This window comes from Kitasatospora sp. NPDC051853, assembly GCF_044452665.1.
Taxonomy (GTDB): Bacteria; Actinomycetota; Actinomycetes; order Streptomycetales; family Streptomycetaceae; genus Kitasatospora.
Map to the genome: position 1 here is coordinate 631,998 of NZ_JBITBY010000001.1, position 23,969 is coordinate 655,966.

At 75.0% G+C, this 23,969-nt stretch carries 19 protein-coding genes; 6 read left to right on the plus strand and 13 right to left on the minus strand.

Annotation, left to right across the window (positions count from 1 at the left end):
• Window positions 1-32: 32 nt before the first annotated feature.
• Window positions 33-2,885 (minus strand): FAD-binding and (Fe-S)-binding domain-containing protein, encoded by a 2,853-nt coding sequence (locus ACIA8O_RS02755; protein WP_396291691.1) that lies wholly within the window; start codon window positions 2,883-2,885, stop codon window positions 33-35.
• A gap of 73 nt (window positions 2,886-2,958) precedes the next feature.
• Here ACIA8O_RS02755 and ACIA8O_RS02760 point away from each other — a divergent pair, with 73 nt between their 5' ends.
• Entirely contained in the window at window positions 2,959-3,558 is a 600-nt protein-coding gene (locus tag ACIA8O_RS02760; protein WP_396291692.1) for an HIT family protein, read from the plus strand.
• 23 nt (window positions 3,559-3,581) lie between these two features.
• On the opposite strand, the gene ACIA8O_RS02765 is transcribed toward ACIA8O_RS02760, so the two are convergent.
• Window positions 3,582-4,595, minus strand: coding sequence for a glycosyltransferase family 2 protein (locus ACIA8O_RS02765; RefSeq protein ID WP_396291693.1), 1,014 nt, complete (start codon window positions 4,593-4,595; stop codon window positions 3,582-3,584).
• 188 nt (window positions 4,596-4,783) lie between these two features.
• Window positions 4,784-5,563: a lytic transglycosylase domain-containing protein gene (locus ACIA8O_RS02770; RefSeq protein ID WP_396291694.1), complete on the minus strand. Its 780-nt coding sequence runs from the start codon at window positions 5,561-5,563 to the stop codon at window positions 4,784-4,786.
• A gap of 600 nt (window positions 5,564-6,163) precedes the next feature.
• Between ACIA8O_RS02770 and ACIA8O_RS02775 the strand changes: the two genes are divergently transcribed.
• Both ACIA8O_RS02775 and ACIA8O_RS02780 read left to right on the plus strand, forming a co-directional pair.
• Complete coding sequence (locus tag ACIA8O_RS02775) at window positions 6,164-7,405, plus strand: metallophosphoesterase (RefSeq protein ID WP_396291695.1); 1,242 nt, start codon at window positions 6,164-6,166, stop codon at window positions 7,403-7,405.
• Window positions 7,406-7,551: 146 nt separating this feature from the next.
• Window positions 7,552-7,947 (plus strand): DUF1508 domain-containing protein, encoded by a 396-nt coding sequence (locus ACIA8O_RS02780; RefSeq protein ID WP_396291696.1) that lies wholly within the window; start codon window positions 7,552-7,554, stop codon window positions 7,945-7,947.
• A gap of 42 nt (window positions 7,948-7,989) precedes the next feature.
• On the opposite strand, the gene ACIA8O_RS02785 is transcribed toward ACIA8O_RS02780, so the two are convergent.
• The 4 genes from ACIA8O_RS02785 to ACIA8O_RS02800 all read right to left on the minus strand — a co-directional run bounded on the left by ACIA8O_RS02785 (window position 7,990) and on the right by ACIA8O_RS02800 (window position 15,681).
• Window positions 7,990-8,874 carry a lysophospholipid acyltransferase family protein gene (locus ACIA8O_RS02785; protein WP_396291697.1) on the minus strand — a complete coding sequence of 295 codons (885 nt, stop codon included), beginning with the start codon at window positions 8,872-8,874 and terminating at the stop codon, window positions 7,990-7,992.
• Window positions 8,875-8,878: 4 nt separating this feature from the next.
• Window positions 8,879-9,700 carry a GNAT family N-acetyltransferase gene (locus ACIA8O_RS02790; RefSeq protein WP_396291698.1) on the minus strand — a complete coding sequence of 274 codons (822 nt, stop codon included), beginning with the start codon at window positions 9,698-9,700 and terminating at the stop codon, window positions 8,879-8,881.
• A gap of 149 nt (window positions 9,701-9,849) precedes the next feature.
• Window positions 9,850-14,085 (minus strand): hypothetical protein, encoded by a 4,236-nt coding sequence (locus ACIA8O_RS02795; protein ID WP_396291699.1) that lies wholly within the window; start codon window positions 14,083-14,085, stop codon window positions 9,850-9,852.
• Between the two features lie 198 nt (window positions 14,086-14,283).
• The gene (locus ACIA8O_RS02800) at window positions 14,284-15,681 is read right to left on the minus strand and encodes an NAD(P)/FAD-dependent oxidoreductase (protein ID WP_396291700.1); all 1,398 of its coding nucleotides are present in this window, start codon (window positions 15,679-15,681) and stop codon (window positions 14,284-14,286) included.
• Window positions 15,682-15,913: 232 nt separating this feature from the next.
• On the opposite strand from ACIA8O_RS02800, the gene ACIA8O_RS02805 reads away from it, so the two are divergent.
• Window positions 15,914-16,291 (plus strand): hypothetical protein, encoded by a 378-nt coding sequence (locus ACIA8O_RS02805; protein ID WP_396291701.1) that lies wholly within the window; start codon window positions 15,914-15,916, stop codon window positions 16,289-16,291.
• 69 nt (window positions 16,292-16,360) lie between these two features.
• Here the strand turns inward: ACIA8O_RS02805 and infA are convergent, their stop codons facing one another.
• On the minus strand, window positions 16,361-16,585 hold the full coding sequence (infA, locus tag ACIA8O_RS02810; RefSeq protein ID WP_396291702.1) for a translation initiation factor IF-1: 225 nt from the start codon (window positions 16,583-16,585) through the stop codon (window positions 16,361-16,363).
• Between the two features lie 51 nt (window positions 16,586-16,636).
• A complete protein-coding gene (locus ACIA8O_RS02815; protein WP_396291703.1) occupies window positions 16,637-17,398 on the minus strand; it encodes a GNAT family N-acetyltransferase in 762 nt (253 codons plus the stop codon).
• A 376-nt stretch (window positions 17,399-17,774) separates the two neighbouring features.
• Here ACIA8O_RS02815 and ACIA8O_RS02820 point away from each other — a divergent pair, with 376 nt between their 5' ends.
• Window positions 17,775-19,238 (plus strand): amino acid permease, encoded by a 1,464-nt coding sequence (locus ACIA8O_RS02820; RefSeq protein WP_396291704.1) that lies wholly within the window; start codon window positions 17,775-17,777, stop codon window positions 19,236-19,238.
• A 63-nt stretch (window positions 19,239-19,301) separates the two neighbouring features.
• Here the strand turns inward: ACIA8O_RS02820 and ACIA8O_RS02825 are convergent, their stop codons facing one another.
• A complete protein-coding gene (locus ACIA8O_RS02825; protein ID WP_396291705.1) occupies window positions 19,302-19,805 on the minus strand; it encodes a hypothetical protein in 504 nt (167 codons plus the stop codon).
• Between the two features lie 11 nt (window positions 19,806-19,816).
• On the minus strand, window positions 19,817-20,500 hold the full coding sequence (locus ACIA8O_RS02830) for a hypothetical protein (RefSeq protein WP_396291706.1): 684 nt from the start codon (window positions 20,498-20,500) through the stop codon (window positions 19,817-19,819).
• A 303-nt stretch (window positions 20,501-20,803) separates the two neighbouring features.
• On the opposite strand from ACIA8O_RS02830, the gene ACIA8O_RS02835 reads away from it, so the two are divergent.
• Window positions 20,804-22,225 (plus strand): hypothetical protein, encoded by a 1,422-nt coding sequence (locus ACIA8O_RS02835; RefSeq protein WP_396291707.1) that lies wholly within the window; start codon window positions 20,804-20,806, stop codon window positions 22,223-22,225.
• Here ACIA8O_RS02835 and ACIA8O_RS02840 read toward each other — a convergent pair.
• Window positions 22,216-23,370, minus strand: a complete 1,155-nt coding sequence (locus ACIA8O_RS02840) for an RNA polymerase sigma factor (protein ID WP_396292108.1) — start codon at window positions 23,368-23,370, stop codon at window positions 22,216-22,218. The two genes, ACIA8O_RS02835 and ACIA8O_RS02840, sit on opposite strands and share 10 nt — an antisense overlap.
• An 8-nt stretch (window positions 23,371-23,378) precedes the next feature.
• Window positions 23,379-23,810, minus strand: coding sequence for a YciI family protein (locus ACIA8O_RS02845; protein ID WP_396291708.1), 432 nt, complete (start codon window positions 23,808-23,810; stop codon window positions 23,379-23,381).
• Window positions 23,811-23,969 lie beyond the last annotated feature (159 nt).

Consider the following 23,969-nt stretch of genomic DNA (forward strand, 5'->3'; position numbering starts at 1 on the left):
TCGCTCCACCATGCGCCCGGTCGCGGGGGCTGTCATCCGGGGTCGGAACGGAGTGCCTCCAGCAGTAGTTCGGCCAGGTGGACGGCGCGCCGGCCGCCGGCCAGCTGGGCGATCTGGGTGCGGCAGCTGAAGCCGTCGGCGAGCACCACGGTCCCCGGGGCGGCGGCCCGGACGGCGGGGAGCAGCACGCGTTCCGCGGCGGCGGTGGAGACCTCGTAGTGGCCGCGCTCGAAGCCGAAGTTCCCGGCCAGGCCGCAGCAGCCGGAGTCGAGCACCTCGTTGTGCAGCCCGAGCCGGGCGTCCAGGCGGCGGTCGGCGGCGGTGCCCAGCACGGCGTGCTGGTGGCAGTGGGTCTGGGTGATCGCGCGCACGCCGTCCAGGCGCGGGAGCTCGACCTCGTCCAGGTCGAGGAACTCGGCCAGGGTGCGCACCCTGGCCGGGACGTCCCCGGCGGCCGGGCCGAGCAGCCGGGGCAGCTCCTCGCGGAGCGCGGCGGTGCAGCTCGGGTCCAGCCCGACGATCGGCAGGCCGGGCGGCAGGGCACGCAGGCTGCGCCGCAACACCGCCCGCGCGACGCCGAGTTGGCCGGTGGAGTACCAGGTGAGTCCGCAGCAGACCGGGCCGTCGGGCAGCCGGACGGAGTACCCGAGGTGCTCCAGCAGTTCGACGGCGGCCCGGGCCGGGGCCGGGTCCAGGTGGTTGGTGAAGGTGTCCGGCCAGAGCAGCACGGGGGTACCGGCGGCCCGCGGCCGGGAGCGGTACCAGCGCTCGAAGGTCTGCCCGGCCAGCGGCGGGAGCTCGCGGCGCGGGTCGATCCCGCCGAGGCGCTTGAGCAGGCCGGCCGCGCGGGACCGGAACAGGCGGTTGACCAGCCGCCGGGCCACCGCCGCCCGCAGGGTCAGCGGGAGCCAGCCCATCGCGTAGTGCGAGCGGGGGCGCAGCCGGCGGCGGTGGTGCTGGTGCAGGAACTCGGCCCGGTAGGTGGCCATGTCCACGTGCACCGGGCAGTCGCTCGCGCAGCCCTTGCAGCCGAGGCAGAGGTCCAGCGCCTCGCGGACCTCCTCGGAGCGCCAGCCGTCGGTCACCAGCGCCTCACCCGGCAGCAGCTCGCCGCGGAGCATCTCGGCCAGCAGCCGGGCCCGGCCCCGGGTGGAGTGCCGCTCCTCCTCGGTGGCCATGTAGCTGGGGCACATCACGCCGGTGCTGGTGTCCACGCACTTGCCCACCCCCACGCAGCGGTGCACCGCCCTGAGCAGGCTGCCGCCGTCGCGCTCGTACGGCAGCGCCAGCGGCAGCAGGTCCCGGCCGGGGAAGCGCAGGTCGGCGTCGAGCGGGCGCGGGTCGACCAGGGCGCCGGGGTTGAACAGGTTCGCCGGGTCCCAGATCCGCTTGAAGGCGCCGAACAGGGCGATCACCTCCGGCGGGTACATCCGGGGCAGCAGCTCGGCCCGGGCCTGGCCGTCGCCGTGCTCCCCGGAGAGCGAACCGCCGTGCGCCACCACCAGGTCGGCCGCCTCGGTCATGAACTCCCGGAACCGGGGCAGCTGCCGGGGCTCCGTCAGCGGGAAGTCCAGGCGCAGGTGGATGCAGCCCTCGCCGAAGTGCCCGTACGGGACGCCGTGCAGACCGTGCCGGGCCAGCAGGGCGCGCAGCCCGCGCAGGTAGTCCCCGAGACGCTCGACGGGGACGGCCGAGTCCTCCCACCCGGGCCAGGCCTCGCCCCCGTCCGGCCTGCGGGTGACGATCCCGGCCCCGGCCTCCCGGACGGCCCAGAGCTGGCGCTGCTCGGCCGGGTCGGTGACCACCGCGACGGTGGCCCGGCGCTCCCGGCGGACGGCCGCGGCCAGTTCCCGGGCGGCGGTCAGCGCCTCGGCGGGGGTGGCGCCGCCGGTCTCCAGGAAGAGCCAGCAGCCGCCCTCCGGCAGGCGGTCCAGCGCGGGCGGGCGGGGCCCGGCCGCGAGCAGCGCCTCGACCAGGTCGGCCGCCATCCCCTCGGCGGTCAGCGGGCGCAGCGGCAGCAGGGCGGGCACCGCGTCGGCCGCCGCCGTCTCGTCCGGGTAGCCGGCCACCACCAGGGCGGTGGCGGCCGGGGCCTCGACCAGCCCGACGGTGGCGCCCAGCAGCAACGCGCAGGTGCCCTCGGTGCCGGTCAGCGCCCGGGCCAGGTCGTGGCCGCGCTCGGGCAGCAGGGCGTCCAGCGGGTACCCGGAGGTGCGGCGCGGCAGCGCCGGCATCCCCTGGCGCAGGAGGGCCAGGTGGCGGTCCGTCAGGTCCTGCAGCGCGCGGTGGAGTTCCCCCTCCCGGCCGGGGCGCTCGCGCAGCCGGGCGCGCTCGGCGGCGGTGAGCGGGCCGGTGACGGTCAGCTCGGTGGAGTCGGACAGCAGCAGGTCGAGCGCGCGCAGGTTGTCGGAGGTGCGGCCCCAGGCGAGCGAGTGCGAGCCGCAGGAGTCGTTGCCGATCATCCCGCCCAGGGTGCAGCGGCTGTGGGTGGACGGGTCGGGCCCGAAACGCAGCCCGTACGGGCGGGCGGCGGCCTGGAGGGTGTCCAGCACGGTGCCGGGTTCGACGGTGGCGGTGCGGGCCTGCGGGTCGATCTCCAGCACCCGGCCGAGGTGGCGGCGGAAGTCGAGCACCACCGCGCCCGGGCCGATCGCCTGGCCGCCGATGCTGGTGCCCGCCCCGCGCGGCACGACCGGCACCCCGTGCTCCCGGCAGAGCGCGACGGCGGCCCGGACGTCGTCCCGGTCGGCGGGCTTGACCACGCCCAGCGGCGGGTGGCGGTAGTTGGAGGCGTCGTGTCCGTAGACGGCACGCTCGGCGGTGGAGAAGCGGACCTCGCCGCGGAGCTCTCGGCGCAGGGCACGGGCCAGATCGGCAGTCGGCATGGGGCCGATCATCCCAGTAATCGCCCTACCCCAGTGGGAGGTGACGCCATGTCATGTGGCACTGTGTGGGCGCATGAGCGATCTTGAGGAGAACCCTTACATCGCAGGGCTGCCCTACGGCCAGGACCTGCCCGTGCCCGAAGCCGCCTCGTGGGAGATCTTCCCGCTGGCCGGCGAGCTGACCGTCAAGCACCTGGAGCGCCCCGTGCTCCCCGAGCCGCCCCGGCACGGCGAGGACGGCCCGGAGAGCTGCGACGAGTGCAAGCGGCCCGACGAGTCCTTCCTCTGGACCGACGAGCACTGGCGGCTGACCGCGATGCGCGAGCCGGGCGCCCTGCCCGCCACCCTGCTGCTCTTCCCGCGCGCCCACCACGACCTGGCCGACCTGCCGCCGGAGCGCGCGGCCGAGATCGGGCCGCTGCTCCAGCGGATCGAGCGGGCGGTCAAGGAGATCGGCGGGATCGGCCGGGTGCACGTGAACCGCTGGGGCGACGGCGCGGCCCACCTGCACCTGTGGCTGCTGGCCCGGCCCGAGGGCATGCTCCAGCTGCGCGGCAGCTTCCTCCCGCTCTGGGACGAGGTGCTCCCGCCGGTCGGCCCCGAGCTCTGGGCGGCGCACAACAAGGTGATCGCCGCCGCGATGGCGAAGGACGGCGGCACCGCGCACGTCTGACCCGTGGGTGGCGGGCCGTCGGGTCAGCGGCGGCCCGCCACCGCGGTACGGGCGATCTGGCCCAGCTTGGCCACCTCGAAGGCCGGGTAGGCGCCGTTCGCCAGCAGGGAGAACTTCACGCCCTCCCGCCCGCCCGGGCGGCGGTAGCCCTCCGGCAGGTGGGTGCGGTACGCCTCGGCGGCGCGCTGGAAGAACTGCGGGCGCTCGGCCCGGTCCACGCAGCCGGCCAGGTCGAAGACGAACAGCAGGTGCCGGACCATCCGGGTGAACAGCGACGCCCGGAACGGCTCCAACTCGGGCTTGCCGTCGAGCAGTTCGAAGCTGCGCTGGTACTGCTCGAACAGGTCGAAGTGGCTGCTGCCCGGCGAGCCGGTCGGGTGCACGGTGTGCCGGCGCCGGATCCGCACGCACTCGCGCTCCAGCACCGCGATCCGCCGGGCCGCCATCATCGCCTGGTGGACCACCGGGACCTCCTCGTAGGTGCCGTCCGGGAAGGCCGGCACCAGCCCCCGGCGGAACAGCCGGTCCCAGGCCAGCGGCGGCGCGCCGAGCAGCTCCGGGTGGTCCAGCGGCCCGAACACCTGCTGCCCCGCCCCGCCGCCGTCCCGGGCCAGCTCCGCCAGCAGGGCGGCCGAACCGCCGGGCCAGACCCTGCCCCGGTGCTCGCGGTCGTGGCCGAAGAGCAGCACGTCCACCGGCCCGGTCTCGGTCAGCCGCTCGGCCATCACGCCGAGCGCGTCCGGGTCGAGCAGGTGGTCGCTGTCCAGGAAGAGCAGGTACTCGCCGACCGCGCGGGCCGCCCCCGCGTTCCGGGCCCGGCCGATGCCGACGGCCGCGTTCAGCCGCAGCATCCGCACGCGCGGGTCGCGCAGCTCGTACGCGGCCGCCACGCGCTCGGGGGAGTCCGGGGAGCGGTCCACGACGAGGAGCACCTCGAAGTCGCGCAGGGTCTGCGCGAGGAGGGAGTCCAGGCAGTCCGTCAGCTGGTGCTGCCGGTCGTAGACGGGGAGCACCACGGAGATCAGCGGGTTGTGCATGGCCGGGAGGCTAGGTGTGCGTACACGGCCAGGCAAAGGTCGGAAAAGCCGCATAGCGGCTGATCACCGGGCAGAGCCGGAGCAACGTGCCCAGGATCTTCACCTGGCCCGCACGGAATGCCGCAGGGCGGTCACCCTCCGTCGGGGTGACCGCCCTGCGGACGGCTGATCGGTGACCGGTACCAGGATCAGTACCAGTTGTGGGACTGCCAGAAGCTCCAGGCGGCGCACGGGCTGCCGTAGCGCTCGTTCATGTAGGACAGGCCCCACTTGATCTGGGTGGCGGCGTTGGTGCGCCAGTCGGCGCCGGCCGAGGCCATCTTGGAGCCGGGCAGGGCCTGTACCAGGCCGTAGGCGCCGGAGGAGGGGTTGGTCGCGGTGACGTTCCAGGTGCTCTCGTGCTCGACGATGTTGCTGAAGCACTGGAGCTGGCCGGCCGGGACGATCTGCGCGGCGATCTGCTTCGGCGAACCGGTCGGGGCGGCCAGCGCGCTGCGCTGCTGGCTGCGGGAGGCGGCCTCGGCGTCGGCCTTGGCCTTGGCGTCCGCCTTCGCCTTGGCGTCGGCCTGGGCCTTGGCCTTCGCGTCCGCGTCGGCCTTCGCCCGGGCATCGGCGGCGGCCTTGGCCTCGGCGTCCGCCTTGGCCTTCGCGTCGGCGGCGGCCTGGGCCTGCTGGGCGTCCTGCGCGGCCTTGGCGTCGGCCGCGGCCTTGGCGTCCGCGTCGGCCTTGGCCTGTGCCTGGGCGGAGGCCTCGGCGAGCGCCTTGGCGTCGGCCTCGGCGGTGCGCTGGGCCTCGGCGGCGGAGCTCGCGGCGGCGGCCGAGACGGAGGCGGCGGCCCGCGGGGCGGCCTGGGCGTCGGTGGTGTCCTGCGGCAGCGCCAGCGCGAGGGTGGCGGAGCCCGCCACGGCCAGGGTGGCGACACCGGTGATGATGGCGTTGCGGCGGTTCTTGGGGAGCTGGAACTGCATGGAGGGGACGACCTCTTCCGTCGGGTGGCCGCACCGGGCACGCGGGTACCGCAGGACGGGTTCGGGGGAACCGTCCGCGTGCCGTGCGTGGGCGGCCAGGGCGCTCCGGGGTGAGCCGGGGCTGGCGGGCGAGGGCGGGACCGGGCCTGCTGGACCGACCGCGCTGCCTTGTGGACCCGGACATTCTTGGCAGACCGCCCGGACGGAGGCAAAGACCCCCGAAACGACTCCCGGTAGTAGATGCGACGCCTCCCCGGGCGCCTCCCGGAGGCCCCGCAAACCCATGCCCGGGCCGCTCCCGGCCTCGGATCCCGACCCTCGGCACCCCCTGGGCCAGCACGGATCCCGTCTCCGGGCGGGTCGCGGCGGCGGGTCGGGACGGCATAAGGGGGCTTACCCCGCGTTTATCTCCTACGCGGGGCAGTAGAGCGCCCGGAGCGTGTGGGCGGCCTCACAGCGGTGCGGCCCCGGGGTCGGCGGAGCGTGGCCGCCCGCTCACGCCCCGGGCGGCCGGCCCGCGGTGCCGCGCGGCCCGCCCGCCCGTGCGGCGGGGGTGGCCCCGGCGGTGGGGCGGGGGCGGCGGTCTTTCATACTGGGCCGGTGATTTTCGTGCCGATCGTGCTGCTGGTCCTCGGTCTCTACGCGTTGGTGCACCACTACCTCTGGCGCAGGCTGGTCCGTGACGTCTCCGCGCCCGGGGGGCGGTGGCGCCGGACCGGGACGGTGCTGGCGGTGGCCCTGCCGCTGGTCGGGCTCGGGGCGCTGGTGGGCGGCCGGGTGCTGCCGTTGAGCGCGGAGCGGTGGGTGGCCTGGCCCGGGTACCTGTGGCTGGCGACGCTGGTCTACCTGATGCTCGCGCTGTTCGCGGGCGAGGCGGTCCGGGCGGTCTGGCTGCGGCTGCCGGCCCGGGCGGGGGTGCCCGCCGACGCGGCGCGGTGGACTCCGGAGGAGCGCGGCGAGGAGGCCCCGGAGCCCGTCGCCGTGGAGAAGGAGAAGAAGAAGGAGGAGGCCGGGGACCCGTCGCGGCGGCTGTTCGTGGCCCGGACGGTGGCGATCGGCGCGGCCGGGGTGGCCGTGGCCGTGGTCGGCACGGGCGCGTACGGCGTGCTGGACGGGCCGAGCCTCAAGCAGGTGACGGTGCCGTTGGCCAAGCTGCCCCGGCGGGCGCACGGCTACCGGATCGCGGTGGTCAGCGACATCCACCTGGGGCCGATCCTCGGCCGCTCGCACACCCGCCGGATCGTGGACACCATCAACGGGGTCCAGCCCGACCTGATCGCGATCGTCGGCGACCTGGTCGACGGCACGGTGCCCGAACTCGGCCCGGCCGCCCTGCCGTTGGCCGACCTGCGGGCCAAGGACGGCGCGTACTTCGTCACCGGGAACCACGAGTACTTCTCCGGTGCCCGCCCCTGGGTCGAGTTCGTCCGCTCGCTGGGCGTACGGCCGTTGGAGAACGCCCGCACCGAGCTGCCCTGGTTCGACCTGGCCGGGGTGAACGACCTGGCGGGCGAGAGCCAGGGCGAGGGGCCGGACTTCGTCCGCGCGCTCGGCGACCGCGATCCCGCGCGGGCCGCCGTGCTGATGGCCCATCAGCCGGTGAACATCCACGACGCGGTCCGCCACGGGGTGGACCTCCAGCTCTCCGGACACACCCACGGCGGCCAGCTCTGGCCGGGCAACTACCTTGCGGAGCTGGCCAATCCGACCGTCGCCGGGCTGGAGCGCTACGGCGACACCCAGCTCTACGTCACCCGCGGCGCCGGCGCCTGGGGCCCGCCGGTGCGGGTCGGTGCCCCCTCCGACATCACCGTCCTCACCCTCGCCTCGCTCCAGGCCTGACCGGGCCGGGCGGGCTCGCAGGACGGTGAACGAGGGAGAACTTCCGGGCCAACAGAGCGTCGTGGCGGTCGGCAAGTCCCGGATGCACACGTAGCGTTGGGGAGCGCAGCGGGACGGGTCCGTGGCGCCCTGGGGAGGCGACGCGGATGTCAGTGCAGCGGGTGGGCTGCGAGCCGGACGCCGTGGTGGTCCGCCGCGCCACGGTGCAGACCGACCGGGACGTGAACGGGCGGTACCGCTGGTCGCTGAAGGCGCCGAACGGGCGGATCGTCGCGGTCTCCGCCCCGGTGTACGAGACCGCCGTCCGGGCCTTCCAGGGCTTCGACCGACTCTGTTCGGGCTCGGCGGACCTGGTGGTCAGGATCACCCACGTGCGGGGCGGCATCGGCTGGACCTGGGCCGTGCCGGGGCCGGACGGGGTGCCGTCCGTCTGCTCGCACCGGGCCTACGAGCGCTACGCCACCTGTCAGAACGCCTTCCGCCGGGTGCTGGTCCTGCTCAACCAGCCGGAGCTCATCCAGCGTTCCGGCAACGGCGGTTGAGCTCCGGACGGTGAGCCCGGCACCGTGCGCGGGCCGGGGCGGTCAGCGCCAGGCGGCGGTGCTGCCGGCCCGGCGGCGCACCTGGGCCGGGACGGTGCCCGCCGCGGCCGGCCGGGGCGCGACGACGTGGCCGGAGGCCGGCGGGCTGCCCACGGCGGCCTCGGCGGCCCGGGCCAGCTCCCGGCGGTCGGTGCCGGAGACCGGTGGGTGGAAGGTGAGTTCGGCCACCAGGCCGCGGGCGGCCAGCACCCGGCGGATCGAGGGCAGCAGCTCGTCGTCGCCGACGAAGGCGGGTGCGGTGCTCGGCGTGCCGTCGGCGAGGAGGTAACGGATCGTCACGGGCTGGACCGGGACCCCGGCGTCGAGGGCGGCCTGGAACGCGGCCCGGCGGAAGGTCCCGCCGGCCCGGCCGCACCAGGTGCTGCCCTCCGGGAAGACGCCGACCGCCCGGCCCGCCCGCAGGGCGTCCGCGATCTGCCGGACGGTGTCCGGGAGCCGGCGGATCCGGTCGCGGTCGACGAAGATCGTGCCGCCCCGGGTGCTGAGCGGCCCGAGCAGCGGCCAGCTCCCGACCTCGGTCTTGGCCACCATCGGGCCGGGCCGGACGGTGGCGAGGAGCACGATGTCCAGCCAGGAGACGTGGTTGGACACCAGCAGGACGCCGCCCGGCAGCGGGGCGGTGCCGGTGACGCGCAGCCGTACGCCGAGCGCGCCGACCACGGTGCGGGTCCACCGGCGCAGCAGCGCGTCCCGGAGCGCGGGCACCCGCCCCCAGCCGGGCACGAACCGCGCCGCCAGCACGCCCGTCAGCAGCGCGGTGGCGGCGACCGCCCCGCGCGCGGTGCGGCGCGGGGCGGTCACGGTCGGGCCCTGGTCGGTGAGACAGCCCTCCGGCGTGCAGGGGGAGGTGGGCAGCCAGACCGACACGGTGTCAGGCCGAGGTGGTGTCGGCGGCCGGGGCCTGCGGGGCGGCACCGGCGGAGAGGAAGTGCCGCAGGTAGCGCGGGTCGGTCCGCTCCAGCGAGAGCAGCACGTACAGGTCGGCGGTGTTGAAGTCCGGGTCGTGGGCCGGCTCGCCGCAGACCCAGGCGCCCAGGCGGAGGTAACCGCGCAGCAGCGGCGGGACGGTGGTCCGCTCGGGGCGGAGCACGCCGGTCGGGTCCCACCGGCGGTGCGGGGTCACCCGGTACCCCTCGGGGGAGAGGTGACGGGCCGTCATGGCGTCCCAGACCCCGGCGGCGGTGGCGCCGCCGTCGGCCAGCGGGACGGAGCAGCAGCCGGCCACCCAGGTGTTGCCGGTGTCCACCAGGTAGCGGGCGATGCCGCCCCACATGAGGTTGATCACCGCGCCGTTGTCGCGGTGCCGGATGTCGATGCAGGAGCGGCCGACCTCGACCATGTCCTTGCGGATCCCGGCCAGGTTGGCGAGGTCGAACTCGGTCTCGGAGTACAGGCGTCCGGCCTTCAGGGCCTGCTCCGGGCGGAGCAGCCGGTAGGTGCCCACGACCTCGCCCGTCTCGTTCTCGCGCACCAGCAGGTGGTCGCAGAACTCGTCGAACGGGTCGATGTCCAGTCCCGGCTCGGGAGTGTCGAGGACGGCTCCCATGCCGTTGGCGAACACGTCGTGCCGCAGCCGCTGGGCGGCCCGGACGTCCGCCGCGTCGGTGGCGAGGGAGACCGAGTAGGCCGGGGCGGCGCCGTTGCGCGGGGTGGGCAGCTTGGCGGCCGGTGAGGTGGCGGTGGCAATGGCCATGGCAGGCTCTCCAGGGGCGTGGGTTGGAGCGCGAGATCGTGTTGCCCCTATGTCTCTCCAGACTGGTTGGCGTTCGTATGACCAATCGGGGGAGTTGAGATGTGCACCTGTTGAATGCCGAACCCTTATCGGACCTTTATCCCGGAAGGTCAGCGCATCCGGCTGCCGGGCCGGTCCGCGGCGAGCGTCGCGAGGGCGTGGGCGAGGCCCAACAGTTCGTCCACGCCTGCCCGTTCGGACGCCCGGTCGGCCCGGCGGCGGGGCGGAGCGGCCGCGGACCGCGCGGCCAGGGCGGCCAGCGCGGCGCTCTCACCGGGGGAGAGGCCGGCGGGCGGGCGCTCCAGCAGTGCGCCCGGGTGGTGCAGGTCGTGCACGAGGGTGACCCACTCCGGGGACGGGCGGCGCCGGGACGGTTCGGCGGTGGGCCGGCCCGCGGCGGCCACGTACCGGCCGTCGGGGGAGACCGCGACCACCTTGAGCTGGAGGTCGGTGGCCAGCTGGACCGGGACGGGCGCCGGCTCCAGCGCGTACGGGTCGAAGAAGTGCACCCGCCCCTCGCCCGGCGCGTAGCCGCCGACCACGCCCCAGGCCGGTACGGCGAACAGGTTGTGCAGCAGCGGCCCCGGCTGCCACCGGGTCAGCCGCAGCACCGTGCCGTCCGGCTCCCACCGGCCGAGCCCGCCGCGGGCCCCCGAGGTGACCAGCGCGTCCGGCCCGGCGAAGGCCAGGTCGAGCACCTCGCCGTGCTCGGCCGGCACCGCCGCGGTGGCCAGCGCGGCCCGCAGCCGGGAGTCCACCGCGACCAGCCGGGCGCCGTCCGAGACCACCAGCCGCCGGCCGCTCGGCTCCACCGCCAGCAGGTCGCCCCGGGTCAGCCCCCAGGCCCGCAGGTCCACCGGCCGCGCCGCGTCCCGGCCTTCCTGGACCAGCGCCCCCGGTGCCAGCCGCAGCCCCGAGACCTGCCCGTCGCGGGTCGGCACGGTCCGCGCCCCGGCCATCGCCGGGCCGGTGCCCAGCACGGTGGCCGCGCCGTCCGGGCCGCGCCGGACCAGTTCGAAGACGCCCGCCGCCTCCGGGCCCGGCAGCGACGGCCGCCAGGCGGCCACCACCTCCTCCGGGCCGAGGCAGGCGATGGCCGAGTGGCCGATGGCGCCCTGATGGAGCGTCACGCTGCTGCCGCGCTCCAGGTCGAGCACCCGCACCGACTCCTGCTGCGCCGCCGAGTCGATCGCGGCCACCGCCAGCGCGGGCCGGCCGTGGGCGAAGGCGAGGTAGTCGGTGCTGAACAGGTCGAACTCGGTGGGCAGCCGCACCGGGACCGAGGCCGCCTCGGCGGCCACCAGGTCGGCCGTCCGCCGGATGCTCAACCCGGCCAGCCTGCGGGCGAGTTCCAGCTCGTCCGGGTGCTCGGGCTGCCAGCGGCGCAGCGGGAGGCGGCGGGCCAGCCGGGCGGCCTCGGCGACCGGCACGGACCGGGCCAGCGCCCAGAGGGCGGGCCAGTCCCGCTGCCGGGCCAGGCGGTCGGCGAAGGCGCTGAGGGCGGCCGGGTCCCCGGGTGGGCGGTCGCGGCGTTCGGCGGGGCCGCCGCGCCAGCCGTGCACCGCGACCGACGGGGACGGGGCGGGCTGGTGGCCCGGTGCGTCGCCGGCCGGGGCACCGGGCTCGTCGAGGCCGGTCGCACCGGCGAACAGGCGCTGCCGGGACGGCCGTTCGGGGACGGTGCGGACCTCCTCGGAGGGGGCGGCCTCCTCCTCCGCCCACTCCTGGCGCAGGGTGCCCCCCGGTGGGGTGGCCGGCCCGGTGGCGCGTCCGGCCAGGTCGGTCTGCCCGGGCGGGGCGGTGGCGCGGGGGCCGGCGGCGGCGTGCGCGGCGTGGGAGGTGGCGGCCCGGGAGGGGCCGGGCGCGCCCGGGCGGGGGGTGTGCGGGACGCTGCTCCTCGGCTCCGGCTCGGGCGGCAGACCGGCGGCCCGCAGCACGTCGTTCTGGCCGTGCAGGGCGCCGAGCAGCGAACGGCGGTGGACGGCCGGGGCACGCTCCGCCAACTGCCGCCACACGCCCACCGCTTCGGCGCCGGCGGCCACCGCCTCCGCGTGGCGCCCCTCCTCGGTGAGGCTGTTGCGCAGCTTGCCGAGCGCGGCGGCGAAGGCCGCGGTGTGCCGCTCCGGATCGGTGGCCGCCAGCCAGCGGTGCACCGCCACGCCCTCCTCGGCCGCCGCCACCGCCTCGGCCCGCCGCCCGGCCCGTGCCAGGTCGTGGCGGAGCCGGAACAGGGCCGCGGCCAGCGCCGGACGGTGCGCGGCCGGATCCTCGGCGGCCAACTCCCGCCAGAGGCCCACCGCTTCGCGGGCCGGGTCCAGCTCGTCCGTCTCGTCCACCCCGCGCAGCGAGAGAGCGCCGGCCGCGGACAGCGCGGCGGCCAGCCCGGCCCGGTGGCCGGGGTGACGCCGCGCCAGGTCGCGGTAGCGGTGCACCGCGGCCCAGCCGGCCCGGTGCGCCTCGCCCCAGCGCCCGGCCCGCTCCAGCCGGGCGCTGTGCGCGACCAGCGCGGCGGCCAGTCCGGGCCCGTGCCGGGCCGGATCGGCGGCCGCCAGCGTGCCGTACACCTCGACGGCCCGCCCCTGGGCGTCCAGCGCCTCGGCCCCGTGCCCGGCCCGCTCCAGCAGCTCCGAGAGCGTGCCGAGCGCCGCGCCCAGGGCGGCCCGGTGCTCGGCGGGCTCCCCGACGGCCAGCGCGGTGAGCAGCTCGACCGCGCGGCGGCCCGCCGTGGCGGCCTCCTCGTTCCGTCCCAACTCGGCCAGTGAGGAGGAGAGTTCGCACAGCACGGCGGCCTGCTCGGCCGGCTCCTGGCGGTGCGCCAGCCGGTGGCCGGAGAGCCTCACCAGCAGCGCGGCCCGGCCCGGCCGCAGGTCCGGCGGTGGGTCGGCGGGCAGGGTGGCGAGCACCCGCTCCAGCAACTCCGGTTCGATGCCGGGGAGTTCGGTCAGGGCCAGCAGGACCGGTGTGCCGCCGGCGGCGGCCAGGGCTGGGTCGGCGGAGAGCAGCGGGTGGAGCAGCTGCGGCAGGACGTGCGGCCAGCGGGCGGCGGTGAGCGCCAGGTGGAGCACGGCGGCTCCGGCGTCCGGGCCGCTGTCCGTGCCTGTGTCCGTGCTGCCGTCCGTGCCTGCGCCCGTGTCGCCGCCGGAAGGGTCCGCCGCCCGTCGGCCGAGCAGTGCGGCGGCGTCCCCGGTGGCCCACGGCTGCGCGGGGTACCCGACGGCGTGGCCCGGCAGGGTGAGGGCGAGGAAGTCCTCCGCCAGCGTGGCGGGCCGCAACGGCGCCAGCTCGCGGCCCGGTTCGGAGGGCGGGTAGCAGAGCGCGTGGTCGGCGAGCACCGCCGAGACGGGATGGTCCAGGTCGAGCGCGCCGAGCAGCTCGGCCGCCTGGTCGGAGGCCCGGGGCCCGCCCAGCGCGGCGGCGAACACGGCCCTGCTCATCACCCACGGCGGGGTGGTGAACCGGCCCACCCCCGGGCTGCGGTGGAGCAGCGCCCAGTGCGCCTGCTCGCGGTCGAGCAGGCGGACGGTGAGCGCGGTCCGGTCCGGCACGGGCACGGACACCGGCGCGGGTGCGGGTGCCGGACGCGGCTGCGGAGTCCGGGCGGACTCCAGGACGGTGTCCAGGGCGGAGAGCAGCACGGTGAGGGCGAGGCCGAACTCCGGATGTGCCAAGTCCCGCCGGTGCGAGGGCGGTTCGACCCCGTACTGCGCGGCGAAGGCGGCCACCGCCGCCCGGTGCAGCGCGTCCCGGGCCTCCGGCCCCAGCGGGGCGAGCGCCTGGGAGTCCGTCACGGTCGGCTGCTCGGCGGTGGTCTCCAGCGCGTACCGCAGGCTGTCGCGGCGGGCCAGCAGCAGCACCCTGGTCGGCACCCCGGGCCGGGGCGGCACCGCCGAGGCCAGCAGCCGGGCGAGCTCGGAGATCGGCCGCCGGTCCGCCTGCTCGACCAGCACCAGCAGCCCGGCCGCCCGCTCGTCCGGGGCCGAACCGGCCGGGCGCCCCGGCCCGCCGGTCGGTTCCGGTCCGTCCGCGCAGACCACCTGCCAGCCCGACTGCCGCTGCTCCTCGGCGAGTTGGTCGGCCAGCCGGGTCTTTCCCTGGCCGCCGGGCCCGTGCAGCCAGCGCACCGCGTGCGGACCGTCCTGCGCGCACCAGGCCCGCAGCGACGCCAGCTCCGGCTCCCGGCCGGTGAACCCGACCACCGCGAACCGGGCGTCCAGCAGCCGGCTCGGCTGCTCCACCAACCACCCGGAGTCCAGCGGCGGCGGCGACTGCCAGGCCGCCGGAAGGTAGCGCCCGGCAGCGTCGGCCGCCCCGGTTCCGGTCCTGGTGCCCCACGACTCAGCCAGCATCGACTACCCCGATCAGCTGCGCCCTCCCCGGGGCCCACCCCACCCGCTCGGTCGGGGACCATGCTGCCACCAAGGACACGGATGTGACAGATGGTTGACGTGTTTCCGGAGCCGCCCCGCAACAGTTCGCCCACGGCCCCGCCCGCCGCCCCGTCCACGGCCCCGTCCACGGCCCCGTGCGGGCCGGGGCACGGAGCGTCAGGAATCGAAGCCCAGCCCGAGGCGGTCCAGGGTGCGCAGCCACACGTTGCGGTGCCCGGCGTTCGCGTCGGCCCGGGCCAGCGACCACTGGGTGACCCCGATGCCGGCCGAGCGGATCGGCTCCGGCGGGAAGGGCAGCGGCTTGCGCCGCACCATCGACAGCTCGGTCCGCTCGGTGCGGTCGCCCGCCAGCAGGTCCAGCATCACCTCGGCGCCGAAGCGGGTGGCGCCCACCCCGAGGCCGGTGTACCCGGCGGTGTAGGCGACCTTCCCCCGGTGGGAGAGGTCGAAGAAGGCGCTGAACCGGGTGCAGGTGTCGATCGCCCCGCCCCAGGCGTGGCTGAACCGGACGCCCTCCAGCTGCGGGAAGGTCCGGAAGAAGTGCCGCGCCAGGGTGGCGAAGGTCTCCGGCCGCTGGTCCCGCTCGGCCCGCACCCGGCTGCGGTACTGGTGCACCACGTCGTACCCGCCCCAGAGGATCCGGTTGTCGGCGGAGAGCCGGACGTAGTGGAAGTGGTTGGAGCTGTCCGCGAACCCCTGCCGGTTGCGCCAGCCGACCGAGGCGAGCTGCTCCTCCGTCAGCGGCTCGGTCATCAGCGCGTAGTCGTAGACCGGGACGGTGTACGGCCGGTGACGGCGCAGCAGGGAGGGGAAGGCGTTGGTGGCCAGCGCCACCCGCCGGGCCGCGATCCGCCCGTACGGGGTGCGCACCACGACCCCGGGGCCGGACTCGGTGAGCCCGGTGGCCCGGGTGTGCTCGTGCAGCCGCACGCCCAGCCGGAGGCAGGCCCGGCGCAGGCCCCAGGCCAGCTTGGCCGGGTTGACCATGGCGACGCCCTCGCGGTCCCAGAGGCCGCCGAGGAAGGTGGGGGAGTCGATCTCGGCGCGCACCTGCTCGCGGTCCAGCGGGGTGAGGTGGCCCCCGTACCGCTCGGCCAGCGCGGCGAACTCGCGCAGCCCGTCCAGCTGGTAGGGCTCGGTGGCGACCACGATCGAGCCCGAGCGCTCCCAGTCGCAGTCGATGCCGTAGCGCTTGAGGGTGTCCTCCATGCCCTGGAGGTTGCGGGCACCCAGGCGTTCCAGGGTGGCGAGCTCGTCCGGCCAGCGCTGGTGGCCGTTGCCCAGGCCGTGGGTGAGGCTGGCCTCGCAGAAGCCGCCGTTGCGTCCGGACGCGGCCCAGCCGGCCTCCTGGGCCTCGACCAGCAGCACGTCCAGCGACGGGTCCCGCTCCTTGGCGATCAACGCCGTCCACAGCCCGGCGTACCCGCCGCCGACCACCAGCAGGTCGCACCGGGTGTCGCCGACCAGCGCGGAGGCGGCCGAGGGCCGGCCTGGGTCGTCCAGCCAGAACGGGACGGGCTTCGCGTCTTCCAGCGCGCGGACGGCGTCGGCCATGGCGGGGGGCTCCTACGGGTACGGAGGAGTGGAGGCTCCTCGTCGGACCGCCATCAGACCCCCGGGTCGGCCACAAGGTCAACCATGTTGACATAAGGGCCGACGCCGGGGCCGCCACCTCGTCGGCCACCGGGCCCCGCGACCGTGGGCGGACCTCCCGACGGCGGCCCGGAACCCCCGCCGGGGACCGGACGTCTACGGACCGTGGTGTTCCGTCCTTCGGGAGGCAAGGGTGTACGTACGGTTCCAGGCCACGGACGCGAACCGGCGGGGGACGTTCCCGGGGGTGTTCGCCCTGGTGAACGGGCTGGCTTCGGCCGGGAGGCTGACCCCGGAGCAGGAGTCGTTCCGGCGGTCCAGCTACGACTGGTACGACGCGAATCTGGTGAACCCGTCCCACGTCGACCCCACGGTCTACGACCGTGAGCTCCACCCCGGGGCGGAGGCGTGGTTCAAGGCGTCCGCCCGCGCGCACGTCGAGCGGGTCGGCGGGCACCTGGAGATCCTCGAACTGCACCGGGTGGGGTGCGAGGCGATCTGGTCCGCCGATCCGGGGGAGGTCATCTACGAGGACGACCACCAGGTGGTCGTCGTGCCGCGCGTTCCCTGAGCGCGCACGAGGGTGCCGGCCGCCACGGCGGCGGCCGGCACCCTCACGTGTGACGGGGCTGACGGGGGATCAGTTCCGGTAGCGGTACAGGACGCGGCCCCGGGTCAGGTCGTACGGGCTGAGCTCGACGAGCACCCGGTCGAAGGGGAGGATCTTGATGCGGTTCTTGCGGATCTTCCCGCTGATGTGGGCGAGCACCTGGTGGCCGTTGGTGAGTTCCACCTTGAAGACCGCGTTGCGCAGGCACTCGATGACGGTGCCCTCGAGTTCGAGGCCGTTGGTTGTTCTGGGCAAAAGTCCCTCGTTCGTAGGGGGTTGGAAGAATGGGTGCCGGGATTCCGGGCGTCAGTGGCGCACGAGCTCCACGACGCCGTCGGCCCGCTGCGCCCCGAAGCCGTCGAGGAGTGCGGCGGCGGCGAGGTTGGTCCCGTCGACCTCCGCCCGGGCCGACGCGATTCCCGCCGTGTGGAGCGAAGCCAGGGCGTGGGCCAGCAACGCCCGCCCGATGCCCCGCCGTTGGAAGCCGGACAGGACCGCGACCAGCCCGATCCGGGCGCGGCGCGGGACGACCGCCACCCGCACCAGCCCGACGTGGGCGCCGTCCTCCGTGACCGCCACCGCGTAGCGCGACGGGTCGCCGAGGACGGTGCCCTCCGGGCGCGGGACGACCTCGGCGGGCATGGTGTGCCAGCCCGCCGCGGCGTCGATCTCCTCGCGCAGGGCGCGGTCGAGCCCGCGTACCAGTTCCTGGTCGGCCTCGGTCCCGGGCAGCAGTGAGACGCCTGCCGGGAGGGGCGCGTCCTGCGCCGGAGCGGTGGGCACGACGTACTCCCACTCGCGGCGCGAGAAGCCGAAACCGGCCTGCTGCCAACGGGAGTCGAGCTCGGTGTCGGCCTCGCCGACGAGGGCGTGCAGCGGGGAGGGCAGGGCGGCCGACATCGCGGCGGCGAGCGGGGCGAAGGCCGCGTCCTGCCAGACGTCGATGCTGAGGAAGCGGCGGCCGTCGGGCCGCCGGGCGAGGTCGCCGTGGCCGATGACGCGGCCACCGTCGTCGACGGCCTGCCACTGGGTGTCGGAGGTGCGGTGGACCAGGGGGGAAGAGTTCATGGCTGTCGCCCTTTCAGGAGTGCCTGTGTGAAGAGGCGCTCCCGACGACACCGTCCTGGTCAGTCGCACACCGTGAAGAAGAGGGGGAGCACCCACGTCGATACTGCGTTCACGGGTCTCACCTCCTGCGTGCGGTCACGGTGATCACGACAGTAGCAACGGACCCCCGGTGGGCCCAAGCGGTTTTCCACGAGCGGGCGGGACTCGGCCAAAGGCTCAAATTTCGCGCAAATCATCCCCGAACGTGACATCGGCCACAGCCGGATCCCCCGTCGACCGGTGAGGATGTGCCGCCCGGTCATGCGCGCGACGACCACCCACACCGTCCCCGCCGACCGGGAGACCACACTCCCCCTCACGAAGGCGACACGACTCCATGAGTGACCGCACGACGACCACGGCGGACCAAGTCGCCACCGAGACCCCGCCGTTGGCGGGATCGGCGGCGGCCGCGCACGTGGACGCCGGCGACGCCGGGTACCGCAAGGACCTGAAGTCCCGTCACGTCAACATGATCGCGATCGGCGGGGCGATCGGGACCGGCCTGTTCCTGGGGGCCGGCGGGCGGATGGCCAACGCGGGGCCGTCGCTCTTCATCGCCTACGCCGTCTGCGGCGTCTTCGCCTTCCTGGTCGTCCGGGCGCTCGGCGAACTGGTGCTGTACCGCCCGTCCTCCGGGGCCTTCGTCTCCTACGCCCGTGAGTTCATGGGGGAGAAGGGCGCCTACACCGCCGGCTGGCTCTACTTCCTCAACTGGGCCACCACCGCCATCGCCGACATCACCGCCGCCGCGACCTACGCGCACTTCTGGGCGATGTTCAGCGACGTCCCGCAGTGGCTGCTCGCGCTGATCGCCCTCTCGGTGGTGCTCGCGGCCAACCTGATCTCGGTCAAGTACTTCGGCGAGATGGAGTTCTGGTTCGCCATCGTCAAGGTGGCCGCGCTGGTGGCGTTCATGCTGGTGGGCATCTACCTGGTGGTCACCCAGCACCAGGTCGACGGCCACACCCCGGGCCTGGCCACCGTCACGGACAACGGCGGGATCTTCCCGAGCGGCGTGATGCCGATGCTGCTCCTGCTCCAGGGCGTCGTCTTCGCCTACGCCTCGGTCGAGTTGTGCGGCGTCGCGGCGGGGGAGACCGAGAACCCGGAGAAGATCATGCCGAAGGCGATCAACTCCATCATGTGGCGGGTCGGCCTGTTCTACGTCGGCTCGGTGGTCCTGCTGGCGCTGCTCCTCCCGTACACCGCCTACTCCGCCGGCCAGAGCCCCTTCGTCACCGTCTTCGACAAGCTCGGCATCCCCGGCGCGGCCGGGGTGATGAACCTGGTGGTCCTCACCGCGGCGCTCTCCAGCCTCAACTCCGGCCTGTACTCCACCGGTCGGATCCTGCGCTCGATGTCGATGGCGGGCTCGGCCCCGAAGTTCACCGGCGTGATGAACAAGGGCGGCGTCCCGTACGGGGGCATCCTGCTCACCGCCGGGTTCGGTGTCCTGGGCGTGGTGCTGAACTACGTGATGCCCGGCGAGGCCTTCGAACTGGTCGTCAACTTCGCCTCGATCGGCATCCTCGGCACCTGGGCGATGATCATGATCTGCTCGCTGTTCTTCTGGCGCCGGGCCGGCCAGGGCCTGGTCACCCGCCCCGGCTACCGGCTCCCGTGGGCGCCCTGGACGCAGATCGTCACGCTGGGCTTCCTGGTGTCGGTGCTGGTCCTGATGTGGCTGGACGGCGGCGTCGGCCGCACCACCGTGGCCTGCCTGCCGCTGGTCGCGGCCGTGCTGACGGGCGGTTGGTTCCTGGTCCGCCGCCGGGTGGCGGAGACGTCCGGGAACTGACGCGGCACGACGAGGGCCCCGGCCACGGCCGGGGCCCCCGTACGTCGTGCGCAGTGCGTGCCCTCATCCGCCGACGGGCTGCGGCTTGGCCACGCTCAGGGACCAGCGGACGCCGGCCGGTGCGTCGACCTTGACGGACGCCTCCGGGCGGGCGTTGCGCAGGCCGATCTGGTTGTAGGTGGTGCTCGACTCGTGGGCGACGCAGTCCAACGGGAAGCCCAGGCCGGTGGGTTCGAGGGTGACGGTGAGGGTGCCGGCGCCCTGGCAGACCACCATCACCGAGACCGGGCCGGGGGTCAGGCCCCCGCTGATCGGCAGGGTGTGACTGCCCGTCCGGTCCGAGACGCTCGCGAGCGCGGTCTCGTCCGGGATCTTCGGCGCCTCGGCGACCGACTGCGACGCCACGTGCTCCAGCCGTTCGGCGGGGCGGGCCGCCGCCGGGGCGGATGCCCCGGCGGACGGCTCGGCGGACGGTGCGCTGCCGGGGCCGCCACAGGCCCCCAGGCCCGCGACCAACAGCAGGGTCGCGGCGAGGGAGGCCAGTGCGGTCCGCCGCTCAGCGGTCACCGAGGGCCGGTTCAGGCGGTCTCCCACACGTACCAGCCCACGTTCTGCGGGGTGTAGGCGACGACGGTCTTCTTGGCGGAGGTCGAGCAGTTGCTGTAGATGGTGTAGCTGGTGCCCGCGGTCTTCAGGCGCCAGACGCCGTAGCGGGCGTGGGTGGTGCGGCGCGGCGGGGTCTCGGCCCAGGTGGTGTTGCCGAGCTTGGCGGTGAGCTTCGCGGACAGGTCGACGCCGTACTTGGCCTCGACGTTGGCGAGGAGCGCGTTCGCGCTGACCTTGAGCTCGCCGGAGACGGAGATGCCGACCTCACCGGACGCCTCGGCGCTGAACACCGACTTGATGACGCGCGAGGTGCCGTTGTAGTTGGCCTGGTCGACGCCGACGCCGCGCATGACCTTCCCGTAGTTGGCGGTGGTGGTGTAGTAGCCGTGCGCGGGGCCGCAGTAGTCGGCGCCCGGGACGTTGTTCGGGCCCTTGCCCGGAGCGGGCTCGGCGGACGGGTCGGTGACCTCGACCAGGTCGCCCTCGCCCTCGGTGACCGGCGGCTCGACGGGCACGTCGCCCGTCTCGGCGACGGCCGCCACACCGGACGGAGCGGCGGGCTGGGCGACGGAGGCGAAGGCCGGCGCGGTGATCCCGGTGGCCATCAGAACGGCGAACGCGGAGACCGCGAGAGTCTTCTTGACCTGCACACTCATCTGAAACCTCTTCACATATGTGCCGCCCCCCGGCGGCTGGTGTGAAGAAGTTATGGCGGATCTTCATCTGCTGTACAGCCTCAAATGGATCTTCTGAGCGAGACTTGAGCTTGATCGACTCCGATGTCCGGACATGCCCGGCCATGTCGGCCGGGTTTCCTGAGGGTCCCCTGAGGAAGCCCTGGGGGTGCGCTGTGAGGCCGAGTCAAGTTGCCTGCTTCTGGGGGGATTTGGGGGAGAGGGGGCGGTCCGTGCCGCAAATCCGGTGGACCGGGCCGACACCCGGCGCTGAGACTGGCGCCGATGAGCACCCACCCGCAGTCCATGGACCCGCGCCACTTCGGAACGCTCCTCGACCCCGAGGACCTGGAACCCCTGCTCGCCGAGCTGACCCTGCCCGACCACGCCCCGATGCCCGTACTGACCGCCCTGGGCGTCTGCCGGGAGCTGATCCGCTTCTCGTACCACCGCTACGAGTTCGCCGCGGTCGCCGTCACGCACTCCCTGGTCGCCCTCGAGCAGGGCCTCGTCACCAGGCTGGCGACACCTCGGCCGCCGGCGGAGCTGGTCGGGCTCGCCGTGGAGCGGGGCATCCTGCCGCCGGGCCTCGCGGCCGAGCTCGGCGCCTGCCTCGACCTGCGCGACCGTCTCGGCGCGGGCGAGGCGATCGGCACCACCTGCGGTCCGGCGGTGGCCGTCCGCATGGTGCGCGCCGTCGTCGAGGCCGTGACCCTGCTCCTGCCACCGGCCGCGGAGGCGGACGGTGCGTCACTTGAGCGGCTGTGGGAGGAGCACCGGAGCGCTCCCTACCCCGAGGGCTTCCGAGGGGTCGCCGTCGGCGAGGTGGAGCTGATCCTGGTGGACGCCGACACCGCCGGCTACGTCCTGCGGGAGCTGAACGGCGGGCTCGACCCCGAGGGCGTCGCCGGGCTGTGGGCCTGCATCGCCGCTCTGGACAAGGCCCTCCCGCTGATCCACGAGGCCTACTGCGCCGCGTACTTCGGGAAGGTGAGGAGGGCGGCGATGACCGCCGCCGCGCGCCACCTCCCCTCGGCCGGCGCGGCGCGGCGGGAGCACGTGCCGCCGGACGGGAGCGGGAGCGAAGCCCTGGCCTCGGCGTTCCCGGGTGAGCTCGCCGCCGAGGCGGTGGGCCTGATCGCGGTCCTTCCGGAGGCGCGACACCGGTCGGACCACACCTTCACCGTCCTGGTGGGCGGGGAGGACCTGGCGATCCCCGACCGGATCTACCGGAGCGAACTTCCTTCCTCCGAGGTCGTGTCGCTCACGGAGCGGCAGCGGCTGATGCTCCACTGCCTCTACACCCGCCACCACGACGGCCGGGTGCGGCAGCGCCACCTGGCGCCGCTGCTCACCGCCACCGAGCCCTGGGTGGTGCCGTACACCGTGCAGCTGACCGGCGAGTACGTGCTGGAGATCCTGACCGATCTCCGGGACGGTTACCGGGAGTTGCTCGTGCCGGGCTCCCGAGGGAGCGCCGTGTACGGGCAGTTCGTCGTGGAGAACCCGGAGTTCTTCGCGCGCACCGAACGCCGCCTGGTCAGTTACTGGAGCGCGTACCACCGCCGGGCGTACGCGAGCTTCCGGGGCTACCCCGGCGGAACCGCGCTCGACCTGCTGCGCGATGCCGCCTCCGAGCGGGCCGGGCGCCCCTGGCCGGACCGCACGCCGGGCCGTCACCGGGCCCGCCTCGACGGCTACTGCTGAACCCCCGGAAGGGAGTTGAGGCGCGCGGCCTGGCGGAACAGGTGGTCGCGCTCGGCGAGGTTGGCGGCCTGGCGGGCGGCCTCGGCGTAGAGGCGGGCGGCCGTGGGCAGGTCGCCGTCGCGCTCGTGGAGGTAGGCCGAGACGGCGGTGCGGCGGGGGACGGCGGGGTCCACCGCCGCGAGGGCGGCCAGGCCGGCCCGCGGGCCGTCGGCCTCGCCGACGGCGACGGCGCGGTTGAGGCGGACCACCGGGCTGTCCGTCAGCCGGGCCAACTCGTCGTACCACTCCACGATCTGCACCCAGTCGGTCTCCCCGGCGGTCGGTGCGTCCGCGTGCAGCGCGGCGATCGCCGCCTGTGCCTGGTACTCGCCGAGGCGGTCCCGGGCCAGCGCCGCCTGGAGCACCGCCACCCCCTCCGCGACGGCGGCGGTGTCCCAGCGGCCGCGGTCCTGCTCGGCGAGCGGGACGAGTCCGCCGTCGGGGGTGGTCCGGGCCGCCCGCCGTGCGTGGTGCAGCAGCATCAGGGCGAGCAGACCGGCCACCTCGGGGTGGTCGACGGCCGCCGCCAACTGCCGGGTCAGCCGGATGGCTTCGGCCGCCAGGTCGAGGTCGCCGCCGTAGCCCTCGTTGAAGACCAGGTAGAGCACCCGCAGCACGGTGGACACGTCCCCGGGCCGGTCGAGGCGGACGCCCGAGACGGTGCGCTTGGCCCGGCTGATGCGCTGCGCCATGGTGGCCTCCGGCACCAGGTACGCCTGTGCGATCTGACGCGTGGTCAGTCCGCCGACCGCCCGCAGGGTGAGCGCGACGGCCGAGGAGGGCGTCAACGACGGGTGGGCGCACAGGAAGTAGAGCCGTAGCGTGTCGTCCGCGTCCGGCACCGGGCCGGGCTCCGGCTCCTCGTGCACCAGCTCCTCGCGGCGGCGCCGGGCGCTCTCGGACCGGGCGCCGTCGAGGAACTTCCGCCAGGCGACCGTGACCAGCCAGCCCTTGGGGTCGCGCGGCACCCCGGCCTCCGGCCAGGTCCGGAAGGCCTCCAGGAGCGCCTCCTGCACCGCGTCCTCGGCGGCGGCGAAGTCGGCACCCCGGCGGACGAGGGCCGCCAGCACGCCCGGGGTCAGGGTGCGCAGCAGCACCTCGTCCACCGGCGGGTTCACCCCGCCGACCCGTGGCAGTCCAGGTCGGCGTCCACGGGCGGCGCGGACAGGAACGGGCGCAGCTCCAGCCATTCGTGGATCGGCTTCCCGTCCTTCCCGGGCGCGGCCGACAGCTCCCCGGCCAGCTCCACCGCCCGCTCGTAGCTGTCCACGTCGATCACCATCCACCCGGCGATCAGGTCCTTGGTCTCCGCGAACGGCCCGTCCGTGACCGGCGGCCTGCCCTCCCCGTCGTACCGCACCCAGGTCCCCTCCGGGGCGAGTGCCTGCCCGTCCACGTACTCGCCGGTCTGCTCCAGCTTGGCGGCGAAGTCCCGCATGTACCGGATGTGGGCGGTGATCTCCTCCGGCGTCCAGTGCTCCATCGCCACGTCGTTGGCCGGCGCCGGGGCGCCGCGGTAGTGCTTCAGCAGCAGGTACTTGGCCATGATCTCTTCTCCTCCGTGCGGTGCGGCGGGGCCCATTCTGGCCGCGCTCACCCCTGGGACGGAGCCGGACACGGCTTCTCGACATCCCCGGCGGACTTCTTTTCCGGAAGTTGTTGCGGAGCCCGCGGCGGGCCCGGAGCCTGGGAGACGGCCCGCCGT

What these genes read in the sequence shown, in the direction of transcription:
- ACIA8O_RS02755 (WP_396291691.1), bottom strand. Translation starts at nt 2,885, where the DNA reads ATGCCGACTGCCGATCTGGCCCGTGCCCTGCGCCGAGAGCTCCGCGGC.
- ACIA8O_RS02760 (WP_396291692.1), top strand. Translation starts at nt 2,959, where the DNA reads ATGAGCGATCTTGAGGAGAACCCTTACATCGCAGGGCTGCCCTACGGC.
- ACIA8O_RS02765 (WP_396291693.1), bottom strand. Translation starts at nt 4,595, where the DNA reads ATGCACAACCCGCTGATCTCCGTGGTGCTCCCCGTCTACGACCGGCAG.
- ACIA8O_RS02770 (WP_396291694.1), bottom strand. Translation starts at nt 5,563, where the DNA reads ATGCAGTTCCAGCTCCCCAAGAACCGCCGCAACGCCATCATCACCGGT.
- ACIA8O_RS02780 (WP_396291696.1), top strand. Translation starts at nt 7,552, where the DNA reads ATGTCAGTGCAGCGGGTGGGCTGCGAGCCGGACGCCGTGGTGGTCCGC.
- ACIA8O_RS02790 (WP_396291698.1), bottom strand. Translation starts at nt 9,700, where the DNA reads ATGGCCATTGCCACCGCCACCTCACCGGCCGCCAAGCTGCCCACCCCG.
- ACIA8O_RS02795 (WP_396291699.1), bottom strand. Translation starts at nt 14,085, where the DNA reads ATGCTGGCTGAGTCGTGGGGCACCAGGACCGGAACCGGGGCGGCCGAC.
- ACIA8O_RS02800 (WP_396291700.1), bottom strand. Translation starts at nt 15,681, where the DNA reads ATGGCCGACGCCGTCCGCGCGCTGGAAGACGCGAAGCCCGTCCCGTTC.
- ACIA8O_RS02815 (WP_396291703.1), bottom strand. Translation starts at nt 17,398, where the DNA reads ATGAACTCTTCCCCCCTGGTCCACCGCACCTCCGACACCCAGTGGCAG.
- ACIA8O_RS02820 (WP_396291704.1), top strand. Translation starts at nt 17,775, where the DNA reads ATGAGTGACCGCACGACGACCACGGCGGACCAAGTCGCCACCGAGACC.
- ACIA8O_RS02830 (WP_396291706.1), bottom strand. Translation starts at nt 20,500, where the DNA reads ATGAGTGTGCAGGTCAAGAAGACTCTCGCGGTCTCCGCGTTCGCCGTT.
- ACIA8O_RS02835 (WP_396291707.1), top strand. Translation starts at nt 20,804, where the DNA reads ATGAGCACCCACCCGCAGTCCATGGACCCGCGCCACTTCGGAACGCTC.
- ACIA8O_RS02845 (WP_396291708.1), bottom strand. Translation starts at nt 23,810, where the DNA reads ATGGCCAAGTACCTGCTGCTGAAGCACTACCGCGGCGCCCCGGCGCCG.